This window comes from Cupriavidus sp. YAF13 (genome assembly GCF_052113425.1).
In the GTDB taxonomy this organism is placed as follows: domain Bacteria; phylum Pseudomonadota; class Gammaproteobacteria; order Burkholderiales; family Burkholderiaceae; genus Cupriavidus.
This window is the reverse complement of the sequence record NZ_JBFRDD010000001.1, coordinates 258,473-282,382: the sequence shown is the minus strand read 5'-3', so window position 1 is coordinate 282,382 and position 23,910 is coordinate 258,473. Positions and strand designations below refer to the sequence as shown.

22 protein-coding genes are annotated in these 23,910 nt (G+C 67.6%); 8 read left to right on the top strand and 14 right to left on the bottom strand.

Features of this window, described 5'->3' with window-relative positions; translation table 11 throughout:
• Positions 1-17: 17 nt before the first annotated feature.
• The 3 genes from AB4061_RS01600 to AB4061_RS01590 all read right to left on the bottom strand — a co-directional run bounded on the left by AB4061_RS01600 (position 18) and on the right by AB4061_RS01590 (position 4,073).
• On the bottom strand, positions 18-1,907 hold the full coding sequence (locus AB4061_RS01600; protein WP_441630295.1) for a dipeptide ABC transporter ATP-binding protein: 1,890 nt from the start codon (positions 1,905-1,907) through the stop codon (positions 18-20).
• A gap of 94 nt (positions 1,908-2,001) precedes the next feature.
• Positions 2,002-2,955 (bottom strand): isoaspartyl peptidase/L-asparaginase family protein, encoded by a 954-nt coding sequence (locus AB4061_RS01595; protein ID WP_441630293.1) that lies wholly within the window; start codon positions 2,953-2,955, stop codon positions 2,002-2,004.
• A gap of 5 nt (positions 2,956-2,960) precedes the next feature.
• Entirely contained in the window at positions 2,961-4,073 is a 1,113-nt protein-coding gene (locus AB4061_RS01590; RefSeq protein WP_441630291.1) for a MurR/RpiR family transcriptional regulator, read from the bottom strand.
• A 256-nt stretch (positions 4,074-4,329) separates the two neighbouring features.
• On the opposite strand from AB4061_RS01590, the gene AB4061_RS01585 reads away from it, so the two are divergent.
• A complete protein-coding gene (locus AB4061_RS01585; protein WP_441630289.1) occupies positions 4,330-6,276 on the top strand; it encodes an ATP-binding cassette domain-containing protein in 1,947 nt (648 codons plus the stop codon).
• 88 nt (positions 6,277-6,364) lie between these two features.
• Here the strand turns inward: AB4061_RS01585 and AB4061_RS01580 are convergent, their stop codons facing one another.
• The 5 genes from AB4061_RS01580 to alr form a co-directional block, all read right to left on the bottom strand.
• Positions 6,365-6,850, bottom strand: coding sequence for a disulfide bond formation protein B (locus AB4061_RS01580; protein WP_006161979.1), 486 nt, complete (start codon positions 6,848-6,850; stop codon positions 6,365-6,367).
• A gap of 59 nt (positions 6,851-6,909) precedes the next feature.
• Positions 6,910-7,563 (bottom strand): GNAT family N-acetyltransferase, encoded by a 654-nt coding sequence (locus AB4061_RS01575; protein ID WP_441630286.1) that lies wholly within the window; start codon positions 7,561-7,563, stop codon positions 6,910-6,912.
• 23 nt (positions 7,564-7,586) lie between these two features.
• Positions 7,587-8,168, bottom strand: coding sequence for a hypothetical protein (locus tag AB4061_RS01570; RefSeq protein WP_441630284.1), 582 nt, complete (start codon positions 8,166-8,168; stop codon positions 7,587-7,589).
• A gap of 90 nt (positions 8,169-8,258) precedes the next feature.
• Positions 8,259-9,620, bottom strand: coding sequence for a DNA repair protein RadA (gene radA / locus AB4061_RS01565; protein WP_441630282.1), 1,362 nt, complete (start codon positions 9,618-9,620; stop codon positions 8,259-8,261).
• A gap of 129 nt (positions 9,621-9,749) precedes the next feature.
• Positions 9,750-10,862 (bottom strand): alanine racemase, encoded by a 1,113-nt coding sequence (alr, locus tag AB4061_RS01560; protein ID WP_441630280.1) that lies wholly within the window; start codon positions 10,860-10,862, stop codon positions 9,750-9,752.
• 461 nt (positions 10,863-11,323) lie between these two features.
• Between alr and lplT the strand changes: the two genes are divergently transcribed.
• Positions 11,324-12,643 carry a lysophospholipid transporter LplT gene (gene lplT / locus AB4061_RS01555; protein ID WP_150983541.1) on the top strand — a complete coding sequence of 440 codons (1,320 nt, stop codon included), beginning with the start codon at positions 11,324-11,326 and terminating at the stop codon, positions 12,641-12,643.
• Positions 12,644-12,667: 24 nt separating this feature from the next.
• Here lplT and AB4061_RS01550 read toward each other — a convergent pair whose 3' ends face one another.
• The 4 genes from AB4061_RS01550 to tsaB all read right to left on the bottom strand — a co-directional run bounded on the left by AB4061_RS01550 (position 12,668) and on the right by tsaB (position 16,032).
• Positions 12,668-13,834 carry a DUF1853 family protein gene (locus AB4061_RS01550; protein WP_441630278.1) on the bottom strand — a complete coding sequence of 389 codons (1,167 nt, stop codon included), beginning with the start codon at positions 13,832-13,834 and terminating at the stop codon, positions 12,668-12,670.
• The gene (locus AB4061_RS01545) at positions 13,809-14,681 is read right to left on the bottom strand and encodes a uracil-DNA glycosylase family protein (protein WP_441630276.1); all 873 of its coding nucleotides are present in this window, start codon (positions 14,679-14,681) and stop codon (positions 13,809-13,811) included. The genes AB4061_RS01550 and AB4061_RS01545 overlap by 26 nt, the downstream gene beginning before the upstream one ends.
• The gene (rimI, locus tag AB4061_RS01540) at positions 14,678-15,163 is read right to left on the bottom strand and encodes a ribosomal protein S18-alanine N-acetyltransferase (protein WP_441630446.1); all 486 of its coding nucleotides are present in this window, start codon (positions 15,161-15,163) and stop codon (positions 14,678-14,680) included. The genes AB4061_RS01545 and rimI overlap by 4 nt, the downstream gene beginning before the upstream one ends.
• Before the next feature lie 101 nt (positions 15,164-15,264).
• Positions 15,265-16,032 (bottom strand): tRNA (adenosine(37)-N6)-threonylcarbamoyltransferase complex dimerization subunit type 1 TsaB, encoded by a 768-nt coding sequence (gene tsaB / locus AB4061_RS01535; protein ID WP_441630274.1) that lies wholly within the window; start codon positions 16,030-16,032, stop codon positions 15,265-15,267.
• Between the two features lie 197 nt (positions 16,033-16,229).
• Between tsaB and AB4061_RS01530 the strand changes: the two genes are divergently transcribed.
• On the top strand, positions 16,230-16,499 hold the full coding sequence (locus tag AB4061_RS01530; RefSeq protein ID WP_441630272.1) for an acyl-CoA-binding protein: 270 nt from the start codon (positions 16,230-16,232) through the stop codon (positions 16,497-16,499).
• A 38-nt stretch (positions 16,500-16,537) separates the two neighbouring features.
• On the opposite strand, the gene AB4061_RS01525 is transcribed toward AB4061_RS01530, so the two are convergent.
• The gene (locus AB4061_RS01525; RefSeq protein WP_441630270.1) at positions 16,538-18,007 is read right to left on the bottom strand and encodes a DHA2 family efflux MFS transporter permease subunit; all 1,470 of its coding nucleotides are present in this window, start codon (positions 18,005-18,007) and stop codon (positions 16,538-16,540) included.
• Positions 18,004-18,474 (bottom strand): SRPBCC family protein, encoded by a 471-nt coding sequence (locus AB4061_RS01520; protein WP_150983551.1) that lies wholly within the window; start codon positions 18,472-18,474, stop codon positions 18,004-18,006. Before AB4061_RS01520 ends, AB4061_RS01525 begins: the two co-directional genes overlap by 4 nt.
• A gap of 81 nt (positions 18,475-18,555) precedes the next feature.
• On the opposite strand from AB4061_RS01520, the gene AB4061_RS01515 reads away from it, so the two are divergent.
• From AB4061_RS01515 to AB4061_RS01495, 5 genes are all read left to right on the top strand, one after another.
• Positions 18,556-19,278: an SGNH/GDSL hydrolase family protein gene (locus AB4061_RS01515; RefSeq protein ID WP_441630268.1), complete on the top strand. Its 723-nt coding sequence runs from the start codon at positions 18,556-18,558 to the stop codon at positions 19,276-19,278.
• A 163-nt stretch (positions 19,279-19,441) separates the two neighbouring features.
• Positions 19,442-19,885 carry a VOC family protein gene (locus tag AB4061_RS01510; RefSeq protein WP_441630266.1) on the top strand — a complete coding sequence of 148 codons (444 nt, stop codon included), beginning with the start codon at positions 19,442-19,444 and terminating at the stop codon, positions 19,883-19,885.
• A 108-nt stretch (positions 19,886-19,993) separates the two neighbouring features.
• Complete coding sequence (locus AB4061_RS01505; RefSeq protein WP_441630264.1) at positions 19,994-21,181, top strand: acyl-CoA dehydrogenase family protein; 1,188 nt, start codon at positions 19,994-19,996, stop codon at positions 21,179-21,181.
• A gap of 111 nt (positions 21,182-21,292) precedes the next feature.
• A complete protein-coding gene (locus AB4061_RS01500; protein ID WP_441630262.1) occupies positions 21,293-22,540 on the top strand; it encodes an acyl-CoA dehydrogenase family protein in 1,248 nt (415 codons plus the stop codon).
• On the top strand, positions 22,537-23,889 hold the full coding sequence (locus AB4061_RS01495; protein ID WP_441630260.1) for an LLM class flavin-dependent oxidoreductase: 1,353 nt from the start codon (positions 22,537-22,539) through the stop codon (positions 23,887-23,889). Before AB4061_RS01500 ends, AB4061_RS01495 begins: the two co-directional genes overlap by 4 nt.
• Positions 23,890-23,910 lie beyond the last annotated feature (21 nt).

Here is a 23,910-nt window from a genome sequence, read left to right as displayed (position 1 = left end):
TCCTTGGTTTCGTCAGTTCAGTAGGCGCCGCCGATGGCGTGCCGGGCTACAAAATGATGGGAAGCGGCGTTGCCGCCGACTGCGACGAGCGGCTGCACCACCGGCTCGTCGCCGAGCGCGCGGATCGGGCTGGGCATTTCGTCCGAGAGCGGCTCGCGCTTGAGGTGGCGGCGCGCCGGATCGGCGATCGGCACCGCCGACATCAGCTTCCTGGTGTACGGGTGCTGCGGGTTTTCAAAGATGGCGCGGCGCGGGCCGATCTCGACGATCTGGCCCAGGTACATCACCGCCACGCGGTGGCTGACACGCTCCACCACGGCCATGTCGTGCGAGATAAAGAGGAAGGCAATGCCCATCTCGCGCTGCAGGTCGAGCATCAGGTTGACGATCTGCGCCTGGATGGAAACGTCGAGCGCGGAGACCGATTCGTCAGCGACCACCACCTTCGGGTTCAAGGCGAGCGCACGCGCAATGCAGATGCGCTGGCGCTGGCCGCCCGAGAACTCGTGCGGGTAGCGCGAGGCGTGGGTGGCCGACAGGCCCACTTTTTCCAGCAGCCAGGCCACGCGCTGCTCGGCCTGCCTGCCGCTGGCCACCTTGTGCACCAGCAGCGGCTCCATGATGGAGTAGCCCACCGGCACGCGCGGGTCGAGCGAGGCGAAGGGGTCCTGGAAGATGAACTGGATATTGCGGCGCAGGGTCTGCAAGGCACCGCCGCGCATCTGGCTGATGTCCTGCCCGTTGAACTCGATGGTGCCGCTCTGGCTGTCGACCAGGCGCAGCAGCGAGCGGCCGGTGGTGGACTTGCCGCAGCCGGACTCGCCCACCAGTGCCAGGGTCTCGCCGGGGTAGAGGTCAAAGCTCACGCGCTCCACCGCATGCACGCGGCGCGCCACACGGCCCAGCAGGCCGCCCGGCACGTCGAAGCGGGTCACCAGGTCGCGCACGCGCAGGATCGGCGAGGCGTCCACCGCCACCGTATCCTGCGGCACCGGCGCCACCGGCTCGCCCTGGTCCAGCTGCACCAGCGGGAACTTGGCCGGCCAGTCGGTGCCGCGCATGGCACCCAGCTTGGGCACCGCGGACAGCAGCGCGCGGGTGTAGGGATGCGCGGGCTTGCCGAAGACTTGCTCGGAAGTGCCCTCCTCGACCTTCTCGCCGCGGTACATCACCAGCACGCGGTCGGCCACCTCGGCCACCACGCCCATGTCGTGGGTGATGAAGACCACGGCCATGTCCATCTCGGACTGCAGGTTGCGGATCAGTTGCAGGATCTCGGCCTGGATGGTGACGTCGAGCGCCGTGGTGGGCTCGTCGGCGATCAGCAGCGCCGGCTTGCACGACAGCGCCATGGCGATCATCACGCGCTGGCGCATGCCGCCGGAGAGCTGGTGCGGGAAGCGGTCCAGCACGCGACGCGCCTCGGGAATGCGCACGATCTCCAGCATGCGCAGGGCTTCGGCGCGCGCCTCGGCGCGGCTCTTGCCCTGGTGCAGGCGGATCGATTCGGCAATCTGCTCGCCCACCGGGAATACCGGGTTGAGCGAGGTCATCGGCTCCTGGAAAATCATCGCCACGTCGCTGCCGCGCACGCGGCGCATGGCCGCGCCATCGGCGGTGGCGAGATCGAGCACCTGGCCATTGCGCCGCCGCAGCGCCATGCTGCCGGTGGCGATCTTGCCGCCGCCGTGTTCCACCAGGCGCATCAGCGCAAGCGAGGTCACCGACTTGCCCGAGCCCGACTCGCCCACCACGGCTAGCGTTTCGCCACGATCGACGTGGAAAGACAGGTTGCGCACGGCTTCCACCGTGCGCTCCGAGGTGGAGAAACGCACGGTGAGATCGTTGACGGCTACCACGCGTTGCGCTGGCAGGACGATGGTCGACTGGGAAGAGGATGCAGCCACTGGGCCCCCTTTAGTGCCTAGGTTGATGCTTTGCTTGATGCGTTGCTTGATGCTTTGCTTGCCATGCGGATGCCGCTGCCATGCTCGCGCACGCTCAGCCGTAGATCCACACATTGACCGGCTCGCCCACCCGGGCGAAACCGCGGTACATGCCTTCGGTATTGAACGGCAGCGTGACGTTGCCTGCGCGGTCCACGGCGATGAGGCCGCCGCGCCCTTCGATGGCAGGCAGCTTTTCCATCACCACGCGGCGCGCGGCGTCTTCCAGCGGCACGCCTGCATAACGCATCTGCGCCGCCACGTCGTACGCTGCCACGGTGCGGATGAACATTTCGCCAGTGCCGGTAGCGGACACCGCCGCCACATCGTCAGCAAAGCAGCCGGCGCCGACGATGGGCGTATCGCCCACCCGCCCCACCTGCTTGTTGGTCACGCCGCCGGTGGAAGTCGCGGCGGCCAGGCGCCCCTGCGCATCGAACGCCACCGCGCCAACGGTGCCGAACTTGGTGTCCGGGTCAATGGGTTCCGCGGCCAGCGTGGCGGCGTCGTGGTCCAGCAGGGTCGTGCCGCTGGCGGCGCGGGCGCGTTCCCACTGATCGGTGCGCGCCTGCGTGAAGTAATAATCCGGTGTCACCAGTTCCAGGCCCTGCGCTTGCGCGAAGGCCTCGGCGCCCTCACCGGCGAACAGCACGTGCTGGCTCTTCTCCATCACCGCGCGCGCGGCCAGCACCGGGTTGCGCAGGTGCTTGACGCAGGCCACCGCGCCGGCGCCCAGCGTGGCGCCGTCCATGATCGCGGCATCCAGCTCATAGGTGCCGGCGTGGGTCAGCACCGAGCCGCGGCCGGCATTGAACAACGGGCAATCCTCCAGCAGGCGCACGGCCTCGGTGACGGCATCGAGCGCGCTGCCGCCATCGGCCAGCACGCGCTGGCCGGCTTCAAGCACGGCGCTCAGCGCGGCGGTGTATTCGGCTTCCTTGGCGGGGCTCATGGCGGCACGGGTGATGGTGCCGGCGCCGCCGTGGATAGCAATGACTGGGGTGTTCATGAGGTTCACGATGCGTTCGGGGAAGTCTTTTTGCGGCGTGCCGTAGCTGCCTTGGCGCGGCCTTCGGCCGCTTCGTCGTGGCGTTGTTCGCGTTGTTCGCGTTGGTCGCGTTGGTCACGCGGCTCGCGCCCATCCCGCCCTTGTCCGGCGGGCGCGCCGTGCAGCCACGGCAGCAGGAAGTCGGTCATCTCGGCGGCGGCCTTGACCGCATGCGCGGCGCGATACGCCACCGCGCCGCACAGCGCCTCGATAAAGGCCAGCACGGCCGCATCCGAATTGGCGGAAAGCTGGCGCCCGGTGTGGGCGTACAGCGCGATATCGGCCAGCGGCGCCAGCGGCGAAGTGGGCCCGTCGGTCAGCGCCAGGATGTGGGCGCCATGCGAGCGGGCACGCTTGGCGATGGCCACGGTGTCATACACATAGCGCGGGAAGCCGATCACGATCAGCAGGTCGCGCGGCTGCAGCTTGAACAACTGGCGCGCCGCGGTAGACGCACCGCCCGCGCCCGAGACCGAGATCACGGTGCGGCAGGACATATCCAGCCCGTGCTGCAGCAGCCCCGCCAGGAAGCCGCTGGCGCCGAAGCCCACCACGAAGATGCGCTCCGCCGCCAGGATGGCCTCGACCGCGCGCTCGCAGGTCTCGGCATCGAGCGCGCGCCGCGAGGCTTCGAGGTTGCGCACATCCTCCTCCAGCGACGCGGCAAACACTTCGGCCACCGTGGCGGGACGCGCCAGTTCGGTGCGCAATTTCTCAACTGGTGCAAGCGTTGCCTCGAAACCGCGCACCAGTTCGGCGCGGAACTGCGGGAAGCCTTCGAAGCCCAGCGCACGCGCGAAGCGGTTTGCGGTGGCCACCGACACCGCCACGGCATCGGCGAATTCGTCGATGCGCATGGTGGCGGCGCGGAACGGGTTGCCCAGCACGTACTCCGCCATGCGCTGGTGCGCTGGCGTGAGCGTGGGCAAGGCGCGGGCGATGCGCTCCGCGATCGAAGCGCCGCCGTTGCCACCGTTGCTGCCGTTTTTTCCGGCAGAGCCGTGGGTACCGTTACCGTTGGTCATGGCGCGTGCATTGGGTTGGTCGGGGATGCGCGCGGCGGGAAACAGCGTTTTCATCCGGCGCGGATCTATGTAAATAAATTTACACGCAAACCCCATGCCATGAAAATAGAGTTTTACCAGCCCAAGGGTTTTCACCTAGGTAAATCGAAAACGAAGACGGCCATACGCCATGCGCCGAGCGTTCCGGGGGCGCCGCCATACGAAGCGGCTACAATGCCGGGTTGCCTCGTGCCATGCCGGGGCCGGTTAGATTTCGAGCTACAAGGGCAACCGCCCCAGACCCGCAGCCCTCTTCAGCCTTTCCCTTCCCGTGATCCGAATCGACCAGCTAGTCCTCCAGCGCGGCACCAAGGTGCTGTTCGACCACACCAGCGTGACGCTGAACCCCGGCGAGCGCGTCGGCCTTGTCGGTGCCAACGGCAGCGGCAAGTCGACCCTGTTCGCCATGCTGCGCGGAGAATTGCAGGCGGACGGCGGCGACGTGGCCATCCCGCCGCAGTGGCGTACTGCCCACGTGGCGCAGGAAACCCCCGCGGTAATGCGCAGTGCGGTGGAGTACACGATCGACGGCGATACCCGGCTGCGCGACATCGAAACGCGCATCGCCGCGGCCCAGGCCAGCGGCGATGGCAGCGCCGAGGGCGAAGCCCACGCCGCCTTTGCCGATGCCGACGGCTACACCGCGCCGGCACGCGCGGAGGCCCTGCTGCTGGGCCTGGGCTTTACGCTGGCGCAGGTATCGCAGCCGGTGGCCTCGTTCTCCGGCGGCTGGCGCATGCGGCTGAACCTGGCGCAGGCGCTGATGTGCCCGTCCGACCTGCTGCTGCTCGATGAGCCCACCAACCACCTGGACCTGGACGCCATCGTCTGGCTGGAAGACTGGCTGGCACGCTATCCGGGCACGCTGGTGATGATTTCCCACGATCGCGAATTCCTCGATGCGATCTGCAACGTCACCGTGCACATCGAGAACCAGCAGTTGCGCCGCTACGGCGGCAACTACAGCCAGTTCGAGACGCTGCGCCTGCAGCAGATGGCCTTGCAGCAGTCCGCCTACTCGCGCCAGCAAAAGGAAATCGCCCACCTCGAATCCTTCATCACCCGCTTCAAGGCCAAGGCCAGCAAGGCACGCCAGGCGCAGAGCCGGGTCAAGGCACTGGAGAAGATGGAGCGGCTGGCGCCGGTGCATATCGCCGCGGGCTTTGCGTTCGAGTTCCGCGAGCCGGATTCGGCACCTAACCCGATGATGGTGCTCGAAGGCGTGGACTGCGGCTATCCCGCTCCCGCGCCGGATGCACCGCCCGTGACCATCCTGCGCAACCTCACGCTGTCGATCCAGACCGGCCAGCGCATCGGCCTGCTGGGCGCCAACGGCCAGGGCAAGTCAACCCTGGTCAAGACGCTGGCCGCCTCGCAGGAAGCGCTGGCCGGCACGCTGCGCCAGGGCAAGGGCCTGCAGATCGGCTACTTTGCCCAGCACCAGCTGGAAACGCTGCGCGATCACGAGTCGCCACTGCAGCACTTGGCCCGGCTCGCGCCGGACACCCGCGAGCAGGAACTGCGCGACTTCCTCGGCAGCTTCAACTTCCGCGGCGAAATGGCCACCGCGTCGATCGAGCCCTTCTCCGGCGGCGAGAAGGCGCGCCTGGCGCTGTCGCTGATCGTCTGGCAAAAGCCCAACCTGCTGCTGCTGGATGAGCCGACCAACCACCTGGACCTCGACACCCGCGAGGCCCTCACCATGGCGCTGGCGCAGTTCGAAGGCACGCTAATCGTGGTCTCCCACGACCGGCACCTGCTGCGCGCCACCACCGACCAGTTCCTGCTGGTGGCCGACGGCACCATACAGCCCTTTGACGGCGACCTGGACGATTACCGGGACTGGCTGCTCAAGCAAGCCGCGGCCAAGCGCAACGCCGCCACCGCGGCGCACTCACAGGAAGACGGAGAAACGCCAGCCACCTCCATCGCCAACCGCCGCGACCAGCGCCGCGCCGAGGCCGACGAGCGCCAGCGCCTGACGCAATTGCGCAAGCCGCTGGCCAAGGAGCTGGAAAAGGTGGAAAAGCGCATGGCCGTGTTGCAGCAGGCCAAGAGCGAGATCGACACGTTCATGGCCGACGAAGCCAGCTATGCGGAGGCCAACAAGGCAAAGCTGATGGAGATGCTCAAGCGCCAGGGCGAAGTCGGCGGCGAGCTGGACACGCTGGAAGAGCGCTGGCTGGAGCTGCAGGAGCAGATCGAGCTGATCGTTTGATGGTTTGATCGTTTGATCGTGCGAGGGGTGCCGGGGGCGCCAGCCCCCGGGATGCGCGCGCCGGCCGCTCCAGTGCGCGCCAGGCAGGTCAGCGGTAGTTCTTCTCGCGCCGGATCATGCCGACCGCCAGCGTGGCGGACAGGATGAACAGCCAGATCAGCGACCAGGCCGGGATCGACAGGCCGAAGATCGGGGGCAGCGGCGTGGTGCACATGCCATCCGAGTAGAACACCTGCGGCAGGATCTTGGCCGTGGGCAACTGGTTGACCCAGTTCTCCAGCGGGTCGATGCCGCAGCTGGCCTTGGGGTTGAGCAGCAGCGACACGTGATAGCCCGCCACCGCGATGCCGGCCACGCCGGACAACATGCCCAGGCCCTGCCACAGGCTGCGCGTGTTCTGCGCAATGGCGGCCAGCAGCGAGAACAGGCCGATGCCGACGAAGGCAAAGCGCTGCATCACGCAGAGCGGGCAAGGCTGGTAGCCCTCCACATGCTGCAGGTAGAGGGCATAGCCGACCAGGCCAAACGAAATCGCGGCGATCAGCAAAAAGAAACTACGGGAATTGGCTTGCATGGCTCACTAGCAGAAAAGGGCCGGGCGACATGCGCCGGCGCGCAATACGAGGCACATTATTACCTATTTTGCGGATCGCGCCCGCCCAATCCGTTGCGATGGGCAAGGCGCTGCTTGCGGCGGATTGACGCATGCCAGCGCGCCAACGGCAAGCGGTAGAGCCAGTGCTTGCGCAGCGGGCTGTCCGGCGCGACCGCCGGGTGCTCGAAGGCGCCATCCGCCACCATGCCCAGGCGCTCCATCACGGCCCGCGAACGGGCATTTGGCAGCGCAGTGAACGAGACGATTTCCGCCAGCCCAAGCTGCTCGAAGCCGAAGCGCAGCGCAGCCTGTGCCGCCTCCGAGGCATAGCCCTGCCCCCAGTACGCCTGCGCCAGGCGCCAGCCGATTTCCACACAGGGCGAAAACGGCAACGCGGCGGCAGGCTCGTGCAGGCCGACAAAGCCGATGAAAGCGCCATCGGCCTTGCGCTCCACCGCCCAAAAGCCCCAGCCCCGCTGCGCGATCAGCGCCTGGCAGCGCAGCGCCATCGCGTCGCTGGCCGCGCGCTCCAGCGGCGCGGGGAAACACGCCATCACCACAGGATCGGCATTGAGCGCGGCAAAGGGTGCGAAATCCGCCTCACGCCACTGGCGCAGGCGCAGCCGCGCGGTTTCCAGCACGACCGGCGCATGGCCAGCCGCGCCCGCTACCGAAGTGCGTTGATCGGGCATGGGGCGGTTCTCCTGGGCCAGGGTCAGCGCGCAGCGGCGCCCTGCTCCGCCCGGCTGCGTTCGTAGGCTTTGAGCGCCCGCGCATCCGCGTGGGTGACGAGCTCGCAGACCAGCAGCGTCTTGCCCGGCAGCGCAGCGCTTTCGCGCGCCACAACGGAAACGGTGCCGAGATCAGGCAAGGGCTGTTGAGCGGGCGGCAGAGCGCGGGCAAAGCCCTTGGTGGCGGTGCCCAGCAACGTCGAAGGCTCCTGCTTGAGCTGGTAGCGCGCGGCCAGCGCTTCGGCCTGCAGGCCTTGCACCAGCACACCCGCCGACGTACCGGCGAATACCACTTCATCGCTTTGGAAACCGTCCTGCCCGATGGGCTGCGCAAGCTTGTAGATGGCCGCGCCCAGCCTGGACAGATCCGGCTTGGCGAGCTTCTCGGCGGCCTCGTAAAGCGCGGTGGCGGATTTCGTGGTGTAGGGCGGCTTGCACAGCGCTGCGTTAAAGAACGCCTTGCTGGCATCGGCCGCGGCGGCGGCGCCCGACACCAAGAGCAGCGTGGCGCCGCAGCCGATCGCGGCTAGCATGCCGGCGTGACGGCGGATGTTGAAAGTGCGCATGGATGAACTCCGATTAAAAAAAGTGCCTCGGAATATACCCAAAGTTGCAGAAAAAAGGGCCAGGCATGGACCAGAAATGGGCTGAACGCCTCACTCCATATGCCGAACCCGGTCGATAGCCTGCTCCAGCCGCTCCACCGCGATCACTTCCAGGCCCTCGATCTTCTGCTTGGGCGCATTGGCCTTGGGGATCACCGCTATCGAGAAGCCCAGCTTGGCCGCCTCGCGCAAGCGGTCCTGGCCGCGCGGGCTGGGCCGGATCTCGCCGGCCAGGCCGATTTCGCCAAACACCACCAGGCCGCGCGGCAGCGGCTTGTTGCGCATGGAGGAGTGAATGGCCAACAGCACCGCCAGGTCGGCCGCCGGCTCGGTGATCTTGACCCCGCCCACGGCGTTGAGGAAGACGTCCTGGTCGAAGCACGCAATGCCGGCATGGCGGTGCAGCACCGCCAGCAACATCGCCAGCCGGTTCTGCTCCAGACCCACCGCCAGGCGCCGCGGGTTCGGCACGTTCGCGGTATCGACCAGCGCCTGCACCTCTACCAGCAGCGGCCGCGTGCCCTCCTGCGTCACCAGCACGCAGGAGCCGGGCACCACCTGCTCATGCTGCGAAAGGAACAGCGCGGACGGGTTGCTGACCCCGCGCAGGCCGCGCTCGGTCATGGCGAATACGCCCAGCTCGTTGACCGCGCCAAAGCGGTTCTTGAAGGCACGGATCAGGCGGTGCGAGGAATGCGTGTCGCCCTCGAAATACAGCACGGTATCGACGATGTGCTCCAGCACGCGCGGGCCGGCCAGGCTGCCGTCCTTGGTCACGTGGCCGACCAGGATGATGGTGGTGCCGGTGCTCTTGGCAATCCGCGTCAGCTGGGCCGCGCACTCGCGCACCTGGGCGACCGAGCCTGGCGCCGAGGTCAGCGCATCCGAGAACAAGGTCTGGATCGAGTCGATCACCGCGACCTCGGGCTTTTCCACCTCCAGCGTGGCCTGGATCTTCTCGAGCTGGATCTCGGCCAGCAGCGCCAGGTGCGGGCTGTCCACGCCCAGGCGCTGCGCCCGCAGTGCGATCTGCGCGCCGGACTCCTCGCCGCTGACGTACAGCACGCGGCGCTGCGCGGACAGGTTGGCAAGAGCTTGCAGCAGCAAGGTGGACTTGCCGATGCCGGGATCGCCACCAATCAGCACCACCCCGCCCGACACCAGGCCGCCGCCGAGCACGCGGTCGAACTCCTCGATGCCGCTGGAAAAGCGTGGCACGTCGGCGGCGTCGATCTCGGACAGGCGCTGCACCATGGCCGAGGCCGCCAGCGGCTGGAAGCGCTTGGTCGACGGGGTTTCCGCCACGGTCTCCACCAGCGTGTTCCATTGCTGGCACTGGGGGCACTGGCCTTGCCAGCGCGGCGAGGTGCCGCCGCACTCGGTGCAGGTATAGACGTTCTTGGGCTTGGCCAACTGAGGTCCTAGGGGAGGCTGAAAACGATGCTGAAAGGGATGCTGAAGAGGATGCGCAAGGCAATGGCGGGGGCGCGGGATCGATCCCCTGGGCCGGGACGAACGCCCCGCCCTGCATGGCCGCTCAGGTCACAGCGCAGGCTGCTCCGGCGCAGTGAGGGTCGCCACGGTGACGGGCACCCGGGGCGCCAGCGCGCACATCAGTTCGTAGCCCACGGTGCCGCTGGCCACGGCGACGTCGTCGATCGGCAAGCCCTGGCCCCACAGCGTCACGGCGCTGCCCACCTTGGCCTTCGGGCAAGGCGTCAGGTCGACACAGATCATGTCCATGGAGACCCGCCCCACCAGACGGGTGCGCACGCCGTCGACCAGCACCGGCGCCGGCTTGTCGCCCCATCCTGCCGCGTGGCGCGGATAGCCGTCGGCATAGCCGCAGGCCACCACGCCGATGCGCATCGGCCGCTCGGCCGTGAACAGCGAGCCATAGCCGACGGTATCACCCGGCTGCAGGTCCTGCACCGAAATCAGCTCGCTGTGCAGCGACATGGCCGGCTGCAGTCCAAAGCTGGCTACATCGGCCGCGACGCCCGTGGGCGAGGCACCGTACAGCACCACGCCGGGACGGACCCAGGCGCGATGGGCCTGGGGATGCCACAGCGTGGCGGCCGAGTTGGACAAGCTGGCCTCGCCCGGCAGGTTGGCGGTGGTGGCGTCGAAGACTTCCAGCTGATGCGCGACGCCGCGCGCGCTGTCGGCGTCCGAGAAATGGGTCATATGCACAATGCTGCCCACACATGGCAGGGTTCGCGCACGCTCCCAGGCCGTGCGGTACTGCTCCGGGCGGAAGCCCAGCCGGTTCATGCCGGTGTTGAGCTTGAGCTGGATGCCCAGCGGCCCCTTGGGACGCGCCACTTCCAGCATGCGCAGTTGCTCCTCGCAATGCACCACGGTGGTGAGGCGGTACTGCTCCAGCAAGGGCACGTCCTGCGGCTGGAAGAAACCCTCTAGCAGCAGGATCGGGCCTTGCCAGCCCAGATCGCGCAGCAGCACGGCTTCGTTCAGGTCGAGCAGGCCGAAGCCGTCGGCGGCGCGCAGGCCGGCGAATGCCCGGCGGATGCCGTGGCCGTAGGCGTTGGCCTTGATCACGGCCCAGACGCGCGACTGGGGTGCGCAACGACGCACTACGTCCAGGTTGTTGGCCAGGGCCGGTTGATGAATGACGGCGTGAATGGGTCTTGGCATGGGATCGCTTCTAGTACTTTCTAGTGCTTTCTACTGCTTCTAGTGGCTTGCGGCGCGGCGGATCGGCGGGGGTCCTGGCTGTCTGGCCGGACCACTCCCGCCGCCTGGATGCACCATATCCGGGAAGACCCGGTACGCGCAGCGCGTCGCACGGACGTTATTTGAACACATTAGGGCAAACATTTAGGGAATCGCTGCGCGCTTGCGCTGTCCAACCGGCGGCCCGTGGAAGCTCGGAATCGCCTTATTTTCGTGTTATAAAGCCGGACGTTCCGGCCATGTTTTAAAAGTGATGCAATATGTCGAACACGGTCAGGCAAGCTGCGCAGCAATCCCAAGACTGGCCCAGGCATCACTTTGACAACGACACGGGCCCAGGTTCCCTACAGGCAATCACAGCGCCCAGCGGCGCGCTGCTGCCTGACATGTACGGAGATAGCGATGGAGACAGAGTCCAAAGTATGAAGAAGGGTTTTTATACCATCATGGCCGCGCAGTTCTTCTCCTCGCTGGCCGACAATGCGCTCCTCATCGCCGCTATCGCCCTTCTGACCGAGCTGCACTCCCCACAGTGGATGACGCCGCTGCTCAAATTGTTCTTCGTGCTGTCCTACGTCGTGCTGGCTGCCTTCGTGGGCGCCTTCGCCGACTCGATGCCCAAGGGCAAGGTGATGTTCATCACCAACACCATCAAGATTGCGGGGTGCGCCATCATGATGTTCGGGTTGCACCCGCTGCTGGCCTACGGCATCGTCGGGTTCGGCGCAGCGGCATACTCGCCCGCCAAGTACGGCATCCTCACCGAACTGCTGCCGCCCGAGAAACTGGTCGCCGCCAATGGCTGGATTGAAGGCCTGACGGTGTGCTCGATCATCCTGGGCACGGTGGTGGGCGGAGCGCTGATCTCGGTGCACATTTCGCAACTTCTGCTCGGTATCGACGTTCCCTACGTCAACACCGGCATCAACACCCCGGCCGAGGCCGCCATGGTGGTGATCATGCTGTTCTACGTGATCGCAGCCGTGTTCAACCTGTTCATCCCCGAGACGGGCGCCCGCTACCCTCAGCAGGAAAAGAACCCGATCAAGCTGATCGCCGAGTTCGCTGATTGCTTTACCGCCCTGTGGCGCGACAAGCTCGGTCAGATCTCGCTGGCCGTGACCACGCTGTTCTGGGGCGCCGGCGCCACCTTGCAGTTCATCGTGCTGAAATGGGCGGAAAAATCGCTCGGCCTGAACCTGTCGCAAGGCGCCCTGCTGCAAGCGGTGGTGGCGGTGGGCGTGGCGGTCGGCGCGATCATGGCGGCCATGCGCATCCCCTTGCGCAAGTCGCTGTCGGTGCTGCCGTTTGGCGTGGCGATGGGTGTGGTGGTGATGCTGATGGCCTTCTACACCAAGAACAGCCTGCCCGAGATTTCGCTGGATGTGCTCGGCATGCACATGCCGCTGTACATGGCAATCGCCTACGTCTTCCTGATGCTGGTGGGAGGCATGTCCGGCTACTTCGTGGTGCCGATGAACGCGCTGCTGCAACACCGCGGGCACGTCCTGCTGTCGGCCGGCCATTCGATCGCCGTGCAGAACTTCAACGAGAACGTCTCGGTGCTGCTGATGCTGTGCCTGTACGCGCTGCTGATCAAGCTCAATGTGCCGATCGGCATTGTCATCGTGGCCTTCGGCATCTTCGTGTGTGCCACCATGCTGCTGGTGATGCGCCAGCACCGCTACAACGTGCGCAACTTCAATTCGCTCGCCATGATCGGCGAGGACAAGCACCACTAAGCGGCGCTTTCGCCACAGGCCAGTTCAACCCACCGGCCTGGCGATGCGCTCGCGCGCCCGCTCCTCCCAGCCCGGCGGCACCACAAACCCGCGGGTACGCTCGCGCCACACACCAGGCTGCCCCGCCGGCTCTACCTCGCACAGCATCACCGGCGCTTCCCGGCGCCAATTCTTCTCGTGATGCGTCTCCGCAAAACGCTGCGCCAGTGCCTCATGAATCGCCTCGGCGGTTTCCGTGTGCGCTTGCGCCACCCTGGCCGGCGCCATCCACGCCGAGCGCGGCAGCCGGTACCAGCGCGAGCCTTCGCGCTTGCCAGCCCAGTCCAGCCAGTCCGGCAAGGTGGACCACCATCCGTGCAGGTGATCCGGCGCTATGCCCAGGCTGTCGATGGCTAGCGGCACCACACCGTCCCGGTAGAACAGCCAGCCGAGCAGATAGACCTCGCTGCGGTCGACGGGACGGCCCAGCAGCGCCAGGGCCTCGGGGGTTCGCGACAGCGGCAGTTGCCTGCGCACGATATGTTCGAGCTTGTCGCCCAGGCGGTCCACCAGGTTGGGGCCGACGAAGCAATGGCGGTCCAGCACGGCAGCGCCGGGCCCGCCGCCGCGGGGCGCGCCGTCCGCCGCAGGCTCGACCAGCAGGTAGAACTTGGCCGCCATCTCCCAGTGCACGGTGGCACCGCTGGCCATGTCGCGCCAGACGAAATCGAGCTCGCCCAGCGTCTGCACACCATGCGCGCCGGCACGGCGCACCGGCAGGTTCGCCGCAAGCAGCTCCAGCCCCTGGGCGTGTTCCAGCGTGAATTGCAGCAGGCGCTCCGCATGCCGGCCCAGCCTCAGGCTGGGCGCGGGCGACGGGCCACGCACGCGTTGCTGCTCCAGGCCCGCGGCAAGTTCGGCAATGGTGGGGGGCAGCGCGGCGGGGTCGGCGGCGGGCAGCCAACGCTGCCAGGCGGCCAGCGCGCCTTCCGGCCAGCGCGCGAGCGCCGCTTGCGAATGCCCGGGGGCGTTGCCATTGATGATGGCGTTGCCTGCGTCGTCCGTCGGCAGGAAGGCCAGCAGCGGAGGCGACAGCGAGCACCAGGCGAGCTCGCGCAGGCGCTGCGAGACGGCATGGCGCCAGAGCGGCGCCATCTCGATGGCGCCGCCGGGGCTCAGCGTGAACTCAGGCCTTGGCTCCCGCACGGGCATGTACCTCGCGGGCCAGGCACAGGTCTTCCCAGGCACGCGCCTTGTCGGACAAGGTGCGCAACAGGTAGGCCGGGTGGTAGGTCACCACCACCGGAATGCCTTCGTAGCTGTGGACGGTGCCACGCAACTTGCCGATCGGCGTGGTGGTGCGCAGCAGGGACTGGGCGGCAAAGCGCCCCAGCACCACGATCAGCTTGGGCTGGATCAGCGCGATCTGCCGGCGCAGGTAAGGCTCGCACTGGGCGACCTCCTCCGGCTCGGGATTGCGGTTGCCGGGCGGGCGGCACTTCAGCACGTTGGCGATAAACACGTTGCGCCCGCGTGCCAGGCCGACGGCCGCCAGCATGTTGTCGAGCAGCTTGCCGGCCTGGCCCACGAAGGGCTCGCCTTGCAGGTCCTCGTTTTCGCCCGGGGCTTCGCCGACCAGCATCCATTCGGCCTGGCGGTCGCCCACGCCGAACACGGTCTGGGTGCGGCCGTCGCACAACTGGCAATCGGTGCAACCGGAGACCCGCTGCGCAARCGCGGCCCAGTCCAGGCGCGCAATCACGGCTTCGCGCGTGGCGGTATCCGCCACCGCCGCCGCAAGCTCTGGCGGCGTGCACGCGACAGCGGCTTCGGCCGGGGCTTCGTCCACACCGGCGTCGGCCACGGCGGCAAGCGTCACGGCGGCCTGGGCCACTTCGCGCAAAGCGGTGTCGTCGTTGACGGCGGGATCTTCGGCGCTCGGGGCGGCGAGCCCCGCCATGGCGGCTGGCTCGCCCGCCTCCGGCAGGGCTGGCGCGCGGCGCAGCACCCATTCATCGGCAATGCCGAGCACTTCGAGGAACCTGGCGCGGCGGCTCATGGCGTGGCCTCCGTGGGTGCCCACGCGCGGCGCAGCACAAGCGCATCCTCGCGCGTCTGGCCGGCTGCGGGGTAATAGCCCTTGCGCCGGCCGATCTCGGCGAAACCTGCCTGACGGTACAGCTCGATGGCGCCCACATTGGAGGGCCGCACTTCGAGCAGCATGGTGTGCAGATGATGCACGTGCGAGGTAGCCATGGCAGCGGCCAGCAGCAGCCGGCCAAGGCCGCCGCGCTGGCGCGCCGGGTCCACGGTGATATTGAGCAGGTGCATCTCGTCGACAACCGGCATCAGCACCGTGTAGGCGGCCAGTACGCCCCCGTTATCCCGCAAGGTCAGGCCAATGTGCCCGGCCTTGACGGAATTCTCGAAATTGGCACGGGTCCACGGGTGGGTGTAGGCCCGGGCTTCGATCTGCGCCACGGCTTCCACATCCAGCGCCGTCATGCGGCCAATGCTCCAGCCAGCCGGCACGGTTGGCATCACCGGCACCTCGGGCCATGCGTACCCGCTGCCGCACGCTGCATGCGCGCCCTGGCCGGGATTGGCCGGGCCGGTTTCCGGTGGCGGGTTGCGCTCCACGCTCACGGCTGGTCTCCCGCCGCCAGCGCTGCGCGCTGCGCCGCCACGGCCTGGCGCTCGGCGATGGTCTGGGCCACCTTGTCGCGCAGATAGATCGGCATGGCATCGGACGGCGCAACGGTTTCATTGCGGGCCAGCGCGCGCAAGGCAATCGATACCAGGGCCGGCGCGGCGGGCAACGCCTCGGGCACGCTGTGCAGCGCAAGCGCCGTGGCCTTGAGGCGTTCGCCAAACACGGCAGCGGCACTGCCCGCGAGCCAGAACGGCCCGGTGGGCAGGTTGACAGCCTCTGGCGGGCACACCTGCATGCCGGTCGCCGCTTGCCACTCCTGCGCGGCGCCGTCCCAGCGGAACGCGCCTGCGTAGGCTTCGTCCATGCGGGCGTCCAGCGCTACCAGCACGGATACGTCGGGCGGCAGCGCCGGCATCCCTTCCCCGCCCAGGCGCACGCGTTCGGCGCAAGCTATCAGCGAATTGACGGGAATCACGGGCAGATCGGCGCCAAAGGCCAGGCCCTGGGCCACGCCGCAGGCGGTGCGCAGGCCCGTGAAGGAGCCCGGCCCGGCGCCAAAGGCGATGGCTGCACAGTCCGACAGGGCAATGCCCGCTTCGGCCAGCAACTCGCCAGCGGCCGGCAGCACGCGGGAAGACGAGCGCGGGCCGGTGTGTTCATGACGAACCAGGCACACCAGGGCGCCGCCATCGGCAATGCGCCCGAGCGCGACGGAACACCACTCGGTGGAGGTTTCAACTGCAAGAATCCAGGACATGGCGAGATTGTATCCGGAGCGACCTCAAAAGCCGAACTAGCGCGGTGCCAATACCTTGCCCCCGGCGCGCGGGACCGAAGCGTTCTTCGGTTTCTTTCGGCTCAAACGCGCGATGGCGGGCGCTATCATCGCGGCTACCGGGTTTTTCCCGAACACCAAACCCAGAACGCATCCCCACATCCAGCCAGGAGAGCCCCATGAGTGACCTGCAGGCACGCTTCGCCCAAGCCCAGATCGACGTCAAGCAACTGACCGAGCGCCCCAGCAACATGACCCTGCTGCGCCTCTACGCGCTGTTCAAGCAAGGCAGCGAGGGCGACGCCCATGGCGACAAGCCGGGCATCACTGATTTCGTCGGCCGCTACAAGTTCGAAGCCTGGGAAACGCTCAAGGGCACCGCCCAGGAAGACGCGCAGGAGAAATACATCGCGCTGGTGGAAGAACTGCGCAGCGGCGCCACCGCCTGAAGCCATATGGGTTGGCCGGCGCTCAGCCGGCCAATCCTTCAGGCCTGGGCAAGCGGCCTTGGCCGTATCCGCCAGGCTGCCAGGATGGCAGTGGCAATGACGAGGCCAACCGCCAGGAAGGTCTCGTCGAAGGCGCGAATGCGCGCAGCCGGGTCGCCATCGGTACCGAGCACCGCACCCTGCGCCGCCAGCCGCCATTGCAGGCCGACGCCGGCCAGGCTTACCCCGATCGCACCGCCCAGTTGCCGGATGAAGTTGATGCAGCTGGAACCCTGCGCAATCAGCGAATAATCCACACCCCGCATCGAGCCCAGCGTCAGCGACGGCAGGATGCAGCCGAGCCCGATCCGCCCCAGCACCGCAAACCCCACCAGCAGCAGGTAAGGCGTGGCTTGGGACCCCATCGCCATCAGAAGGAACGAAGCCGACAGCAGCGCGAGCCCGAACGACACCTGCAGGTGTGGCGAGATGCGATTGGTCAGCCGCCCCGCCGCGGCAATGGTCAGGGCCAGCGCGATGCCGGCCGGCAGCAGCACCAGCCCGGCGCGCGACGGCGTATAAGCCAGCGCCATCTGCATGTAGACGGGCAGCAGGTAGGTCGATCCGAACAGCCCCGCGCCGTAGATGAAGGCCACCACCGCCCCGGCCGAAAACTGCCGGTAGCTGTACAGGCGCATGTTCATCAGCGGGTTCGCCGCGCGCAATTGCCACAGCACGAACACCACCAGCATCAGCACGCCAAAGCCAGCCAGCGCCATGCCGGCAAGCACGCTCTCGCGCATCTGCACCAGCCCGTTGAGCAGGCTCACGGTGGCAATGCCGGCCAGGCCCAGGCCCTGCCAGTCGAGCGGCTTGCGCTCGCCCATCATGGCCGAGTCCACCGCCATGAAACGGCGCGCCATCCACAGCCCGATCAGCGTCAGCGGCACCACCACGAAGAAGATCGAGCGCCAGCCGAAAGCCTCCACCAGGAAGCCACCCACGCTGGGGCCGAGCGCCGGCGCCAGCACCACCCCAAAGCCGAACATGCTGATCGCCTTGCCCTGCTCGCGCTCCTCGAACACCCGCAGGATCAGGATATTGGGCAAGGGCTGCAGGATCCCCGCCGCAATGCCCTCGGCCACCCGCATGGCGATCATCACGCCATAGGTTGGCGAGAATCCGCCGACCAGCCCGCCCATGCCCAGCAGCAGCAAGCTGCCAATGAACGTGCGGCGCAAGCCGTAGCGGTTAAGCAGCCACGGCGTGAGCAGCATCGACAGCGTCATGGCAATCATGAAGCTGGCCGCCACCCATTGCGCGCTGTCCTGCCCCAGCACGAAATGCCGGCTCAGGTCGGGAATGGCCACGTTGACGATGGTCGACGACACGATCGAGGAGACCGTGCCCAGCATCAGCGTCAGCAGCACCAGCCAGCGCAGCTGGCTGCCATAGCGTGCCCGCAGCGATTCCCGGGTCGGGCCGCCCGGCTGCCTGCCGGAGGCAGGCGACGAGGGCTGCCCGCTCACCCCAGCCGTCCGAGGGCGGCCAGTTCGCGGATCTTGCGCACGGTGTCGAGGTCGGCCTCGTGATAGGCCGACTTGACGATTTCGGCGAAACGGTCATCGCCGCTGTCGTCCACCGCGGGCATGGTGGTTTCGTAGACAAAGCGCAGCAGCAAGGCGCCCGGGCCCGGCGTCTCGATCGCCATGGTCAGGGTGCCGCCGGCGTGCTCGTCGGTGGGGGCGGTTTCATAGCGCACGACGCGGCGCGGCTCGAAGACGACGCGGTCGCGAATCGTGGCCTTGCCGAAATGCAGCTTGCGCTCGACCCAGTTGTCGCCACGCTCCACGATCTCCGCGCGGTCCAGCCCCATGACAAACAGCTCGGGCTCGGCACTGCGCAGCACCAGCCCTTGCCAGAGCTGCTCCGGCGTGAGCGTGTCCAACTGGATATTTTGTGGATCGTTGATCTCCACCAGGTGCTCGAAACGCAACTTAATTCTCCCGATCTATGGTTAGCCGATATTATGAAGGTCTGTGCCAAGGTCCGCAGCAAAACTTCCCGGAACCCACCCATGAGCGCCCTGCTGTCTCCCGACACCCGAAGCGATAGCCTTTGCGCCGTCGATCCACTGCAGGTACTGGTCTACGCCGACTCGCTATCCTGGGGCATCGTGCCGGGCACGCGGCAGCGCCTGCCCTGGCCGGTGCGCTGGCCCGGCCGGCTGGAACTCGCCCTGAACGGCGGGATTGGCGGCGGGAGCGGGCAGCGCCCCGTGCGGATACTGGAAGACTGCCTCAACGGCCGCCGCACGGTCTGGGACGATCCCTTCAAGCCGGGCCGCAACGGCATCCAGGGCCTGGCGCAGCGCATGGAGATGCACGCGCCGCTGGCGCTGGTGATCCTGATGCTCGGCAGCAACGATTTCCAGTCCATGCACCCGCATAACGCCTGGCACGCCGCGCAAGGCATCGGCGCCCTGCTCGACACCATCCGCGGCGCGCCCATCGAGCCCGGCATGCCCGTGTCGCCGGTGCTGGTGCTGGTGCCCCCGCCCATCACCACGCCGCGCGGGCCGCTGGCGCCGAAGTTTGCCGGCGGCGAGCACAAATGCGTGGGGCTGGCGCAAGCCTTCCAGGAAGTCTGCCGCGCGCGCGGCTGCGACTGCTTCGACACCGGCACGGTTATCCATAGCAGCGAAGTCGACGGCGTGCACCTGGACGCCGCCAGCCACATCGCGCTGGGCGATGCGCTGGCACCCGTGGTCAATGCGCTGCTGGCGCCAATGCGCGCCTGAGGCCCTACGAGGATTCTCCCGGGGCCGCTTTCCGCCTTGTGCATCACAGGCGCCGAGTAGAACACTCCTGACAGTACGTGTCAGGAGTGCTGGCGCACAATCCTGGTCTTCGGGCGGAGTGCTTCCATGCGTGCCGCGCCCCCATTCCATGCAGGAGACTGCGATGCAATTGCTGATCAATATCGACGTCGACGACCTCGCGCACGGCATCGGCTTCTACCAGCACGGCCTTGGCCTGCGCCTGGCGCGCAAGCTGTTCGACGGCTCCGTGGCGGAAATGCTGGGCGGCGGCGCGCCAATCTACCTGCTGGCCAAGGCGCCGGGCACCAGGCCCAGCACGCGCGCCGACGGCCGGCGCGACTATCGCCGGCACTGGACGCCGGTGCATCTCGATTTTGTGGTGGCGGACCTGGAAAGCGCAGTGGAGCGTGCGCTGGAAGCCGGCGCCGAGCTGGAGGACTGGCCGCAGGATTTCGCCTGGGGGCGGCAGGCGATGCTGTCCGACCCTTTTGGCCACGGGCTCTGCTTGATCGAGTGGAAAGGTGACGGTTATAGCGCCACCGAAGCGGGAAAGGAAACCAGGGAACCGGCGTTGCAGGATCGATAGCACCAGAGCATCCACAAAAGTGGATATGCAAGCGCGGTTTGCTTCGTTGGTGGCGCGCAAGCCTTGCTCTATCGTGTCTCGGGTGCAACTTCGAGAAGACAACGCGGCATGTCCAACTTCGGCCCGGATCTGAACGATCCCTTCGTCGCCCGCGCGGTGGTACTGCGCGAGACCTTCCATACCGATGCCGTCGCCCGCGACAAGGCTGGCGGCCGGCCTACCGAACAAATCCGCCTGCTCAAGGAAAGCGGCCTGCTTTCAGCGGGCATTCCTACCGCGTACGGCGGGGGCGGTGCTTCGTGGCTTTCACTGCTGCGCGTGGTGCGGGAATTCGCGCGCACCGATGGCTCGCTGGCCCACCTCTTCGGCTACCACCATCTGCCCGTGCACGCCGTGCAGGCACGCGGCACGCAGGCACAGCAGGAGCGCTGGCTGCGCGCCGCCGCCAAGGCGCAATGGCTGTGGAGCAACTCGGGCAATGCGCTGTCGAAGACGTCCAGTGCGCAGCGCGCCCCCGGCAACGATGGCTGGGTGGTCACCGGATTCCGGCCCTTCTCCAGCGGCAGCCATGTGGCGGACGTGATCCAGCTGGCATGGGAGAACGCGCAGGGCCAACGCCTGATGGGCGTGGTGCCCGCCGATCGCGCGGGCATCGTGATCGAGGATGACTGGGATGGCATCGGCCAGCGCCAGACCGGCAGCGGCACCGTGACGTTCAACAGCGTGCTGGTACGCGACGATGAACTGCTTGGCAAGCCCGACGATCCGCTCACCCCTTTCGCATCGCTGACCACGCTGCTGCAGCAGAGCGTGCTGCTCAACGTGTTTGTCGGCACGGCACAGGGCGCGCTCGACGAAGGCCGCGCCTATACCACCACGCAATCGCGCCCATGGATCCACTCGGGCGTGGAGCGCCATGTCGATGATCCCTGGGTCCAGCGCAAATACGGCGAGCTCGCCATCCGCACCTTGGCGGCAACCGAGCTGGCCGACCAGGCGGCGCGCAGCCTCGATGCCATTTATGGCCATGGACAGGCGCTGACGCTGGAGCAGCGCGGGCCGCAAGCCATCGCGCTGGCTACCGCCAACCTGTACGCCGGGGAAACCGGCCTGGCCGTATCGAACGAGATCTTCGAGGTCATGGGCGCGCGTTCGGCCACCAACGCCAATGGCTTCGACCGTTTCTGGCGCAACGTGCGCACCCACACGCTGCACAACCCGGCCGAGTACAAGAAACGCACGGTGGGCACGTGGTTGCTCACGGGCGAGTTCCCCTCGCCTGCCCTCTATCGCTGACCCCGCTGAACTCGCTGACCCCGCCAAACATCATGAGCCGCGACCGATTGTTCCATGGCTTTGCCAAGGTGCATTGAGCCTTCGATGACGGCTACCGACCGAGACCCCATCATGACCGCCAACGTCGCCTATCTCCATGCGCAGGCCGAACCAGCGCCCGCGCTGTTCGAGCCGGACACCAGCAACCCCTTTATCGCCCGCGCCGTCTCGCTGCGCGAGCGCTTCGCCGAAGACGCCATCGCCCGCGACCAGGCCGGCGGGAAGCCCGCGGAGCAGATCCGCTTGCTCAAGGCGCACGGCCTGCTTACGCTGTTGCTGCCGCGCGAAGTCGGCGGCCAGGGCGAAACCTGGTCGACCGTGCTGCGCATCACGCGCCTGTTCGCGCAGGTGGACGGCTCGCTCGGCCATCTGTTCGGCTATCACTACAGCAGCCTGCTGAGCCCGCGCTTGCGCAACGCGCCGGAGAAGACCGCCAGCCTGTGGCGCCGCTCGGCCGAAGGCAACTGGTTCTGGGGCAACACGGCGAACAGCTTTTCCAGGAGCCTGTTTGGACGGCGCGATGGCGAGTGGTTCGTGCTGGACGGCTATCGCCCCTTTACCTCCGGCTCGCACGTGGCCGACTTCCTGGCGATTGCCTGGGAAGACGCCGACAGCGGCGAACGCCGCTTTGCCGCGATTCCCGCAGACCGCGCAGGCATCGTGATCGAGGACGACTGGGACGGCATCGGYCAGCGCCAGACCGGCAGCGGCCGCGTCACCTACCAGGGCGTGCGCGTGCACGAGAGCGAAGTGCTCGGGCAGCCGGTGCCCTTGAACCCCACCGGCGCGCCGGCCGAGCCCTATCGCACGGTCACGCCGCTGCAGCAGCAAAGCGTGCTGCTCAATGTGTTTATCGGCACGGCGCAAGGTGCGCTGCGCGCCGGGCGTGAATACACGGTGCATCAGTCGCGCCCGTGGATTCACTCTGGCGTGGAGCGTCATGTGGACGACCCGTGGGTGCGCCGGCAATATGGCGAGCTCTGGGTCAAGACCCAGGCCGCCACCGCGCTGGCCGACCGCGCGCTGCTCGCGCTCGACGGCGTGATCGCACGCGGCGAAGCGCTCAGCGCCGAGGAGCGCGGTGAAGCAGCCGTGGCCATTGCGGCGGCCAACGTGTTGGCCGGCGAGGTCGCGCTGCAGGTGTCCAGCGAGATCTTCGAGGTTACGGGCGCGCGCTCGGCGGTGCGCAAGACCGGCCTGGACCGCTTCTGGCGCAACGTGCGCATCCATACCCTGCACAACCCGTCCGAGTACAAGACCCGCAATGTCGGCCGCTGGGTGCTGGGCGAAGGCCATCCGGAACCGGGGACCTACCAATGAATGCACCCAACGGGGCGCGCCAGCGCCAGCTCCACCTCAATATCAACATCCTGCACTCGGGCTTCGTGCCCTCGGCCTGGCGGCTGCCTGACAGCGATCCCGCCGCCTTTGCCGACGTGCGGCACTACATCCGCGTGGCGCAGATCGCCGAAGCCGGCAAGCTCGACGCGGTATTCCTGGCGGACAACGCCGCTATCGTCGACCAGATTCATTTCCGCCCGATCCCGGCGCTGGAACCCACGGTGCTGCTGGCCAGCATCGCGGCGGCGACCACGCATATCGGCCTGATCGGCACGGCGTCCACCAGCTACAACGAGCCCTACAACATCGCGCGGCGCTTCGCCACGCTAGACCATGTGAGCGCGGGGCGCGCCGGCTGGAACGTGGTCACCACGGCCGATGTGCCGTCGGCGCGCAATTTCGGGCGCGATGCGGCGCCGGACCATGCGCAGCGCTATGCGCGGGCGGCCGAATTCACATCCGTGGTCAAGGCCCTGTGGGACAGCTGGGAGGACGACGCCTTTATCGGCGACAAGGCATCGGGCCGCTTCGTCGACACCGCCAAGGTGCAGCCGATTGCGCACCATGGCGAGCATTTCAGCGTGCAGGGGCCACTCAACCTGCCACGCTCGCCGCAAGGCCATCCGGTGGTGGTGCAGGCCGGCGGCTCCGCCGACGGGCGCGAGCTCGCCGCACGCCATGCCGAGGCCGTGTTCTCGGCGTCGCAATCGTTCGAGGAATCGCTGGCCTACGGGCGCGAGCTCAAAGCGCGCGCGCAGGCGCTCGGGCGCGGGCCCGATGCCGTGCGGGTGCTGGCCGGCCTGACCACCATCATCGGCGCCACCGAAGCCCAGGCCCGCCGGCGGCGCGACGATCTGATCGACCTGATCCCCTGGGACTACAGCCTGGCGCGGCTGGCCGGCACGCTCGGCATCACGCCGGACCGCCTGAAGCTGGACGAGCGGCTGCCGGACAACCTCGCACTGCCCGCCAACGGCAACGGCAACCACACCTTCTTCAACGCCACGCTCGCGCTGGCGCGGCGCCATGGCTACACCGTGCGCGAACTGATCCGCGAGCTGGCAGGCGGCGGCGGCCATCGCGTGCTCGTGGGTACGCCCGAGCAGATTGCCGACGACATCGAGCACTGGTTCCGCCACGGCGCGGCCGATGGCTTCAACCTGATGCCGGACGCGCTGCCCGACGGGCTGCAGGACTTTGTCGACGGCGTGGTGCCGATCCTGCAGCGGCGCAGCATTTTCCGCACGCAGTACGAAGGCGGCACGCTGCGCGAGCACCTGGGGCTGGCACGGCCGCCAGGCCGGCAAAGCACACGCAAGGCCGCCTGATATCCCTCAACAACCGACAAG

Coding starts and splice junctions, on each gene's coding strand:
- AB4061_RS01595 (WP_441630293.1), bottom strand. CDS start 2,955: ATGAACACCCCAGTCATTGCTATCCACGGCGGCGCCGGCACCATCACC.
- AB4061_RS01590 (WP_441630291.1), bottom strand. CDS start 4,073: ATGAAAACGCTGTTTCCCGCCGCGCGCATCCCCGACCAACCCAATGCA.
- AB4061_RS01580 (WP_006161979.1), bottom strand. CDS start 6,850: ATGCAAGCCAATTCCCGTAGTTTCTTTTTGCTGATCGCCGCGATTTCG.
- AB4061_RS01575 (WP_441630286.1), bottom strand. CDS start 7,563: ATGCCCGATCAACGCACTTCGGTAGCGGGCGCGGCTGGCCATGCGCCG.
- AB4061_RS01570 (WP_441630284.1), bottom strand. CDS start 8,168: ATGCGCACTTTCAACATCCGCCGTCACGCCGGCATGCTAGCCGCGATC.
- alr (WP_441630280.1), bottom strand. CDS start 10,862: ATGCCAAGACCCATTCACGCCGTCATTCATCAACCGGCCCTGGCCAAC.
- lplT (WP_150983541.1), top strand. CDS start 11,324: ATGAAGAAGGGTTTTTATACCATCATGGCCGCGCAGTTCTTCTCCTCG.
- AB4061_RS01550 (WP_441630278.1), bottom strand. CDS start 13,834: ATGCCCGTGCGGGAGCCAAGGCCTGAGTTCACGCTGAGCCCCGGCGGC.
- rimI (WP_441630446.1), bottom strand. CDS start 15,163: ATGCCAACCGTGCCGGCTGGCTGGAGCATTGGCCGCATGACGGCGCTG.
- tsaB (WP_441630274.1), bottom strand. CDS start 16,032: ATGTCCTGGATTCTTGCAGTTGAAACCTCCACCGAGTGGTGTTCCGTC.
- AB4061_RS01530 (WP_441630272.1), top strand. CDS start 16,230: ATGAGTGACCTGCAGGCACGCTTCGCCCAAGCCCAGATCGACGTCAAG.
- AB4061_RS01515 (WP_441630268.1), top strand. CDS start 18,556: ATGAGCGCCCTGCTGTCTCCCGACACCCGAAGCGATAGCCTTTGCGCC.
- AB4061_RS01510 (WP_441630266.1), top strand. CDS start 19,442: ATGCAATTGCTGATCAATATCGACGTCGACGACCTCGCGCACGGCATC.
- AB4061_RS01505 (WP_441630264.1), top strand. CDS start 19,994: ATGTCCAACTTCGGCCCGGATCTGAACGATCCCTTCGTCGCCCGCGCG.
- AB4061_RS01495 (WP_441630260.1), top strand. CDS start 22,537: ATGAATGCACCCAACGGGGCGCGCCAGCGCCAGCTCCACCTCAATATC.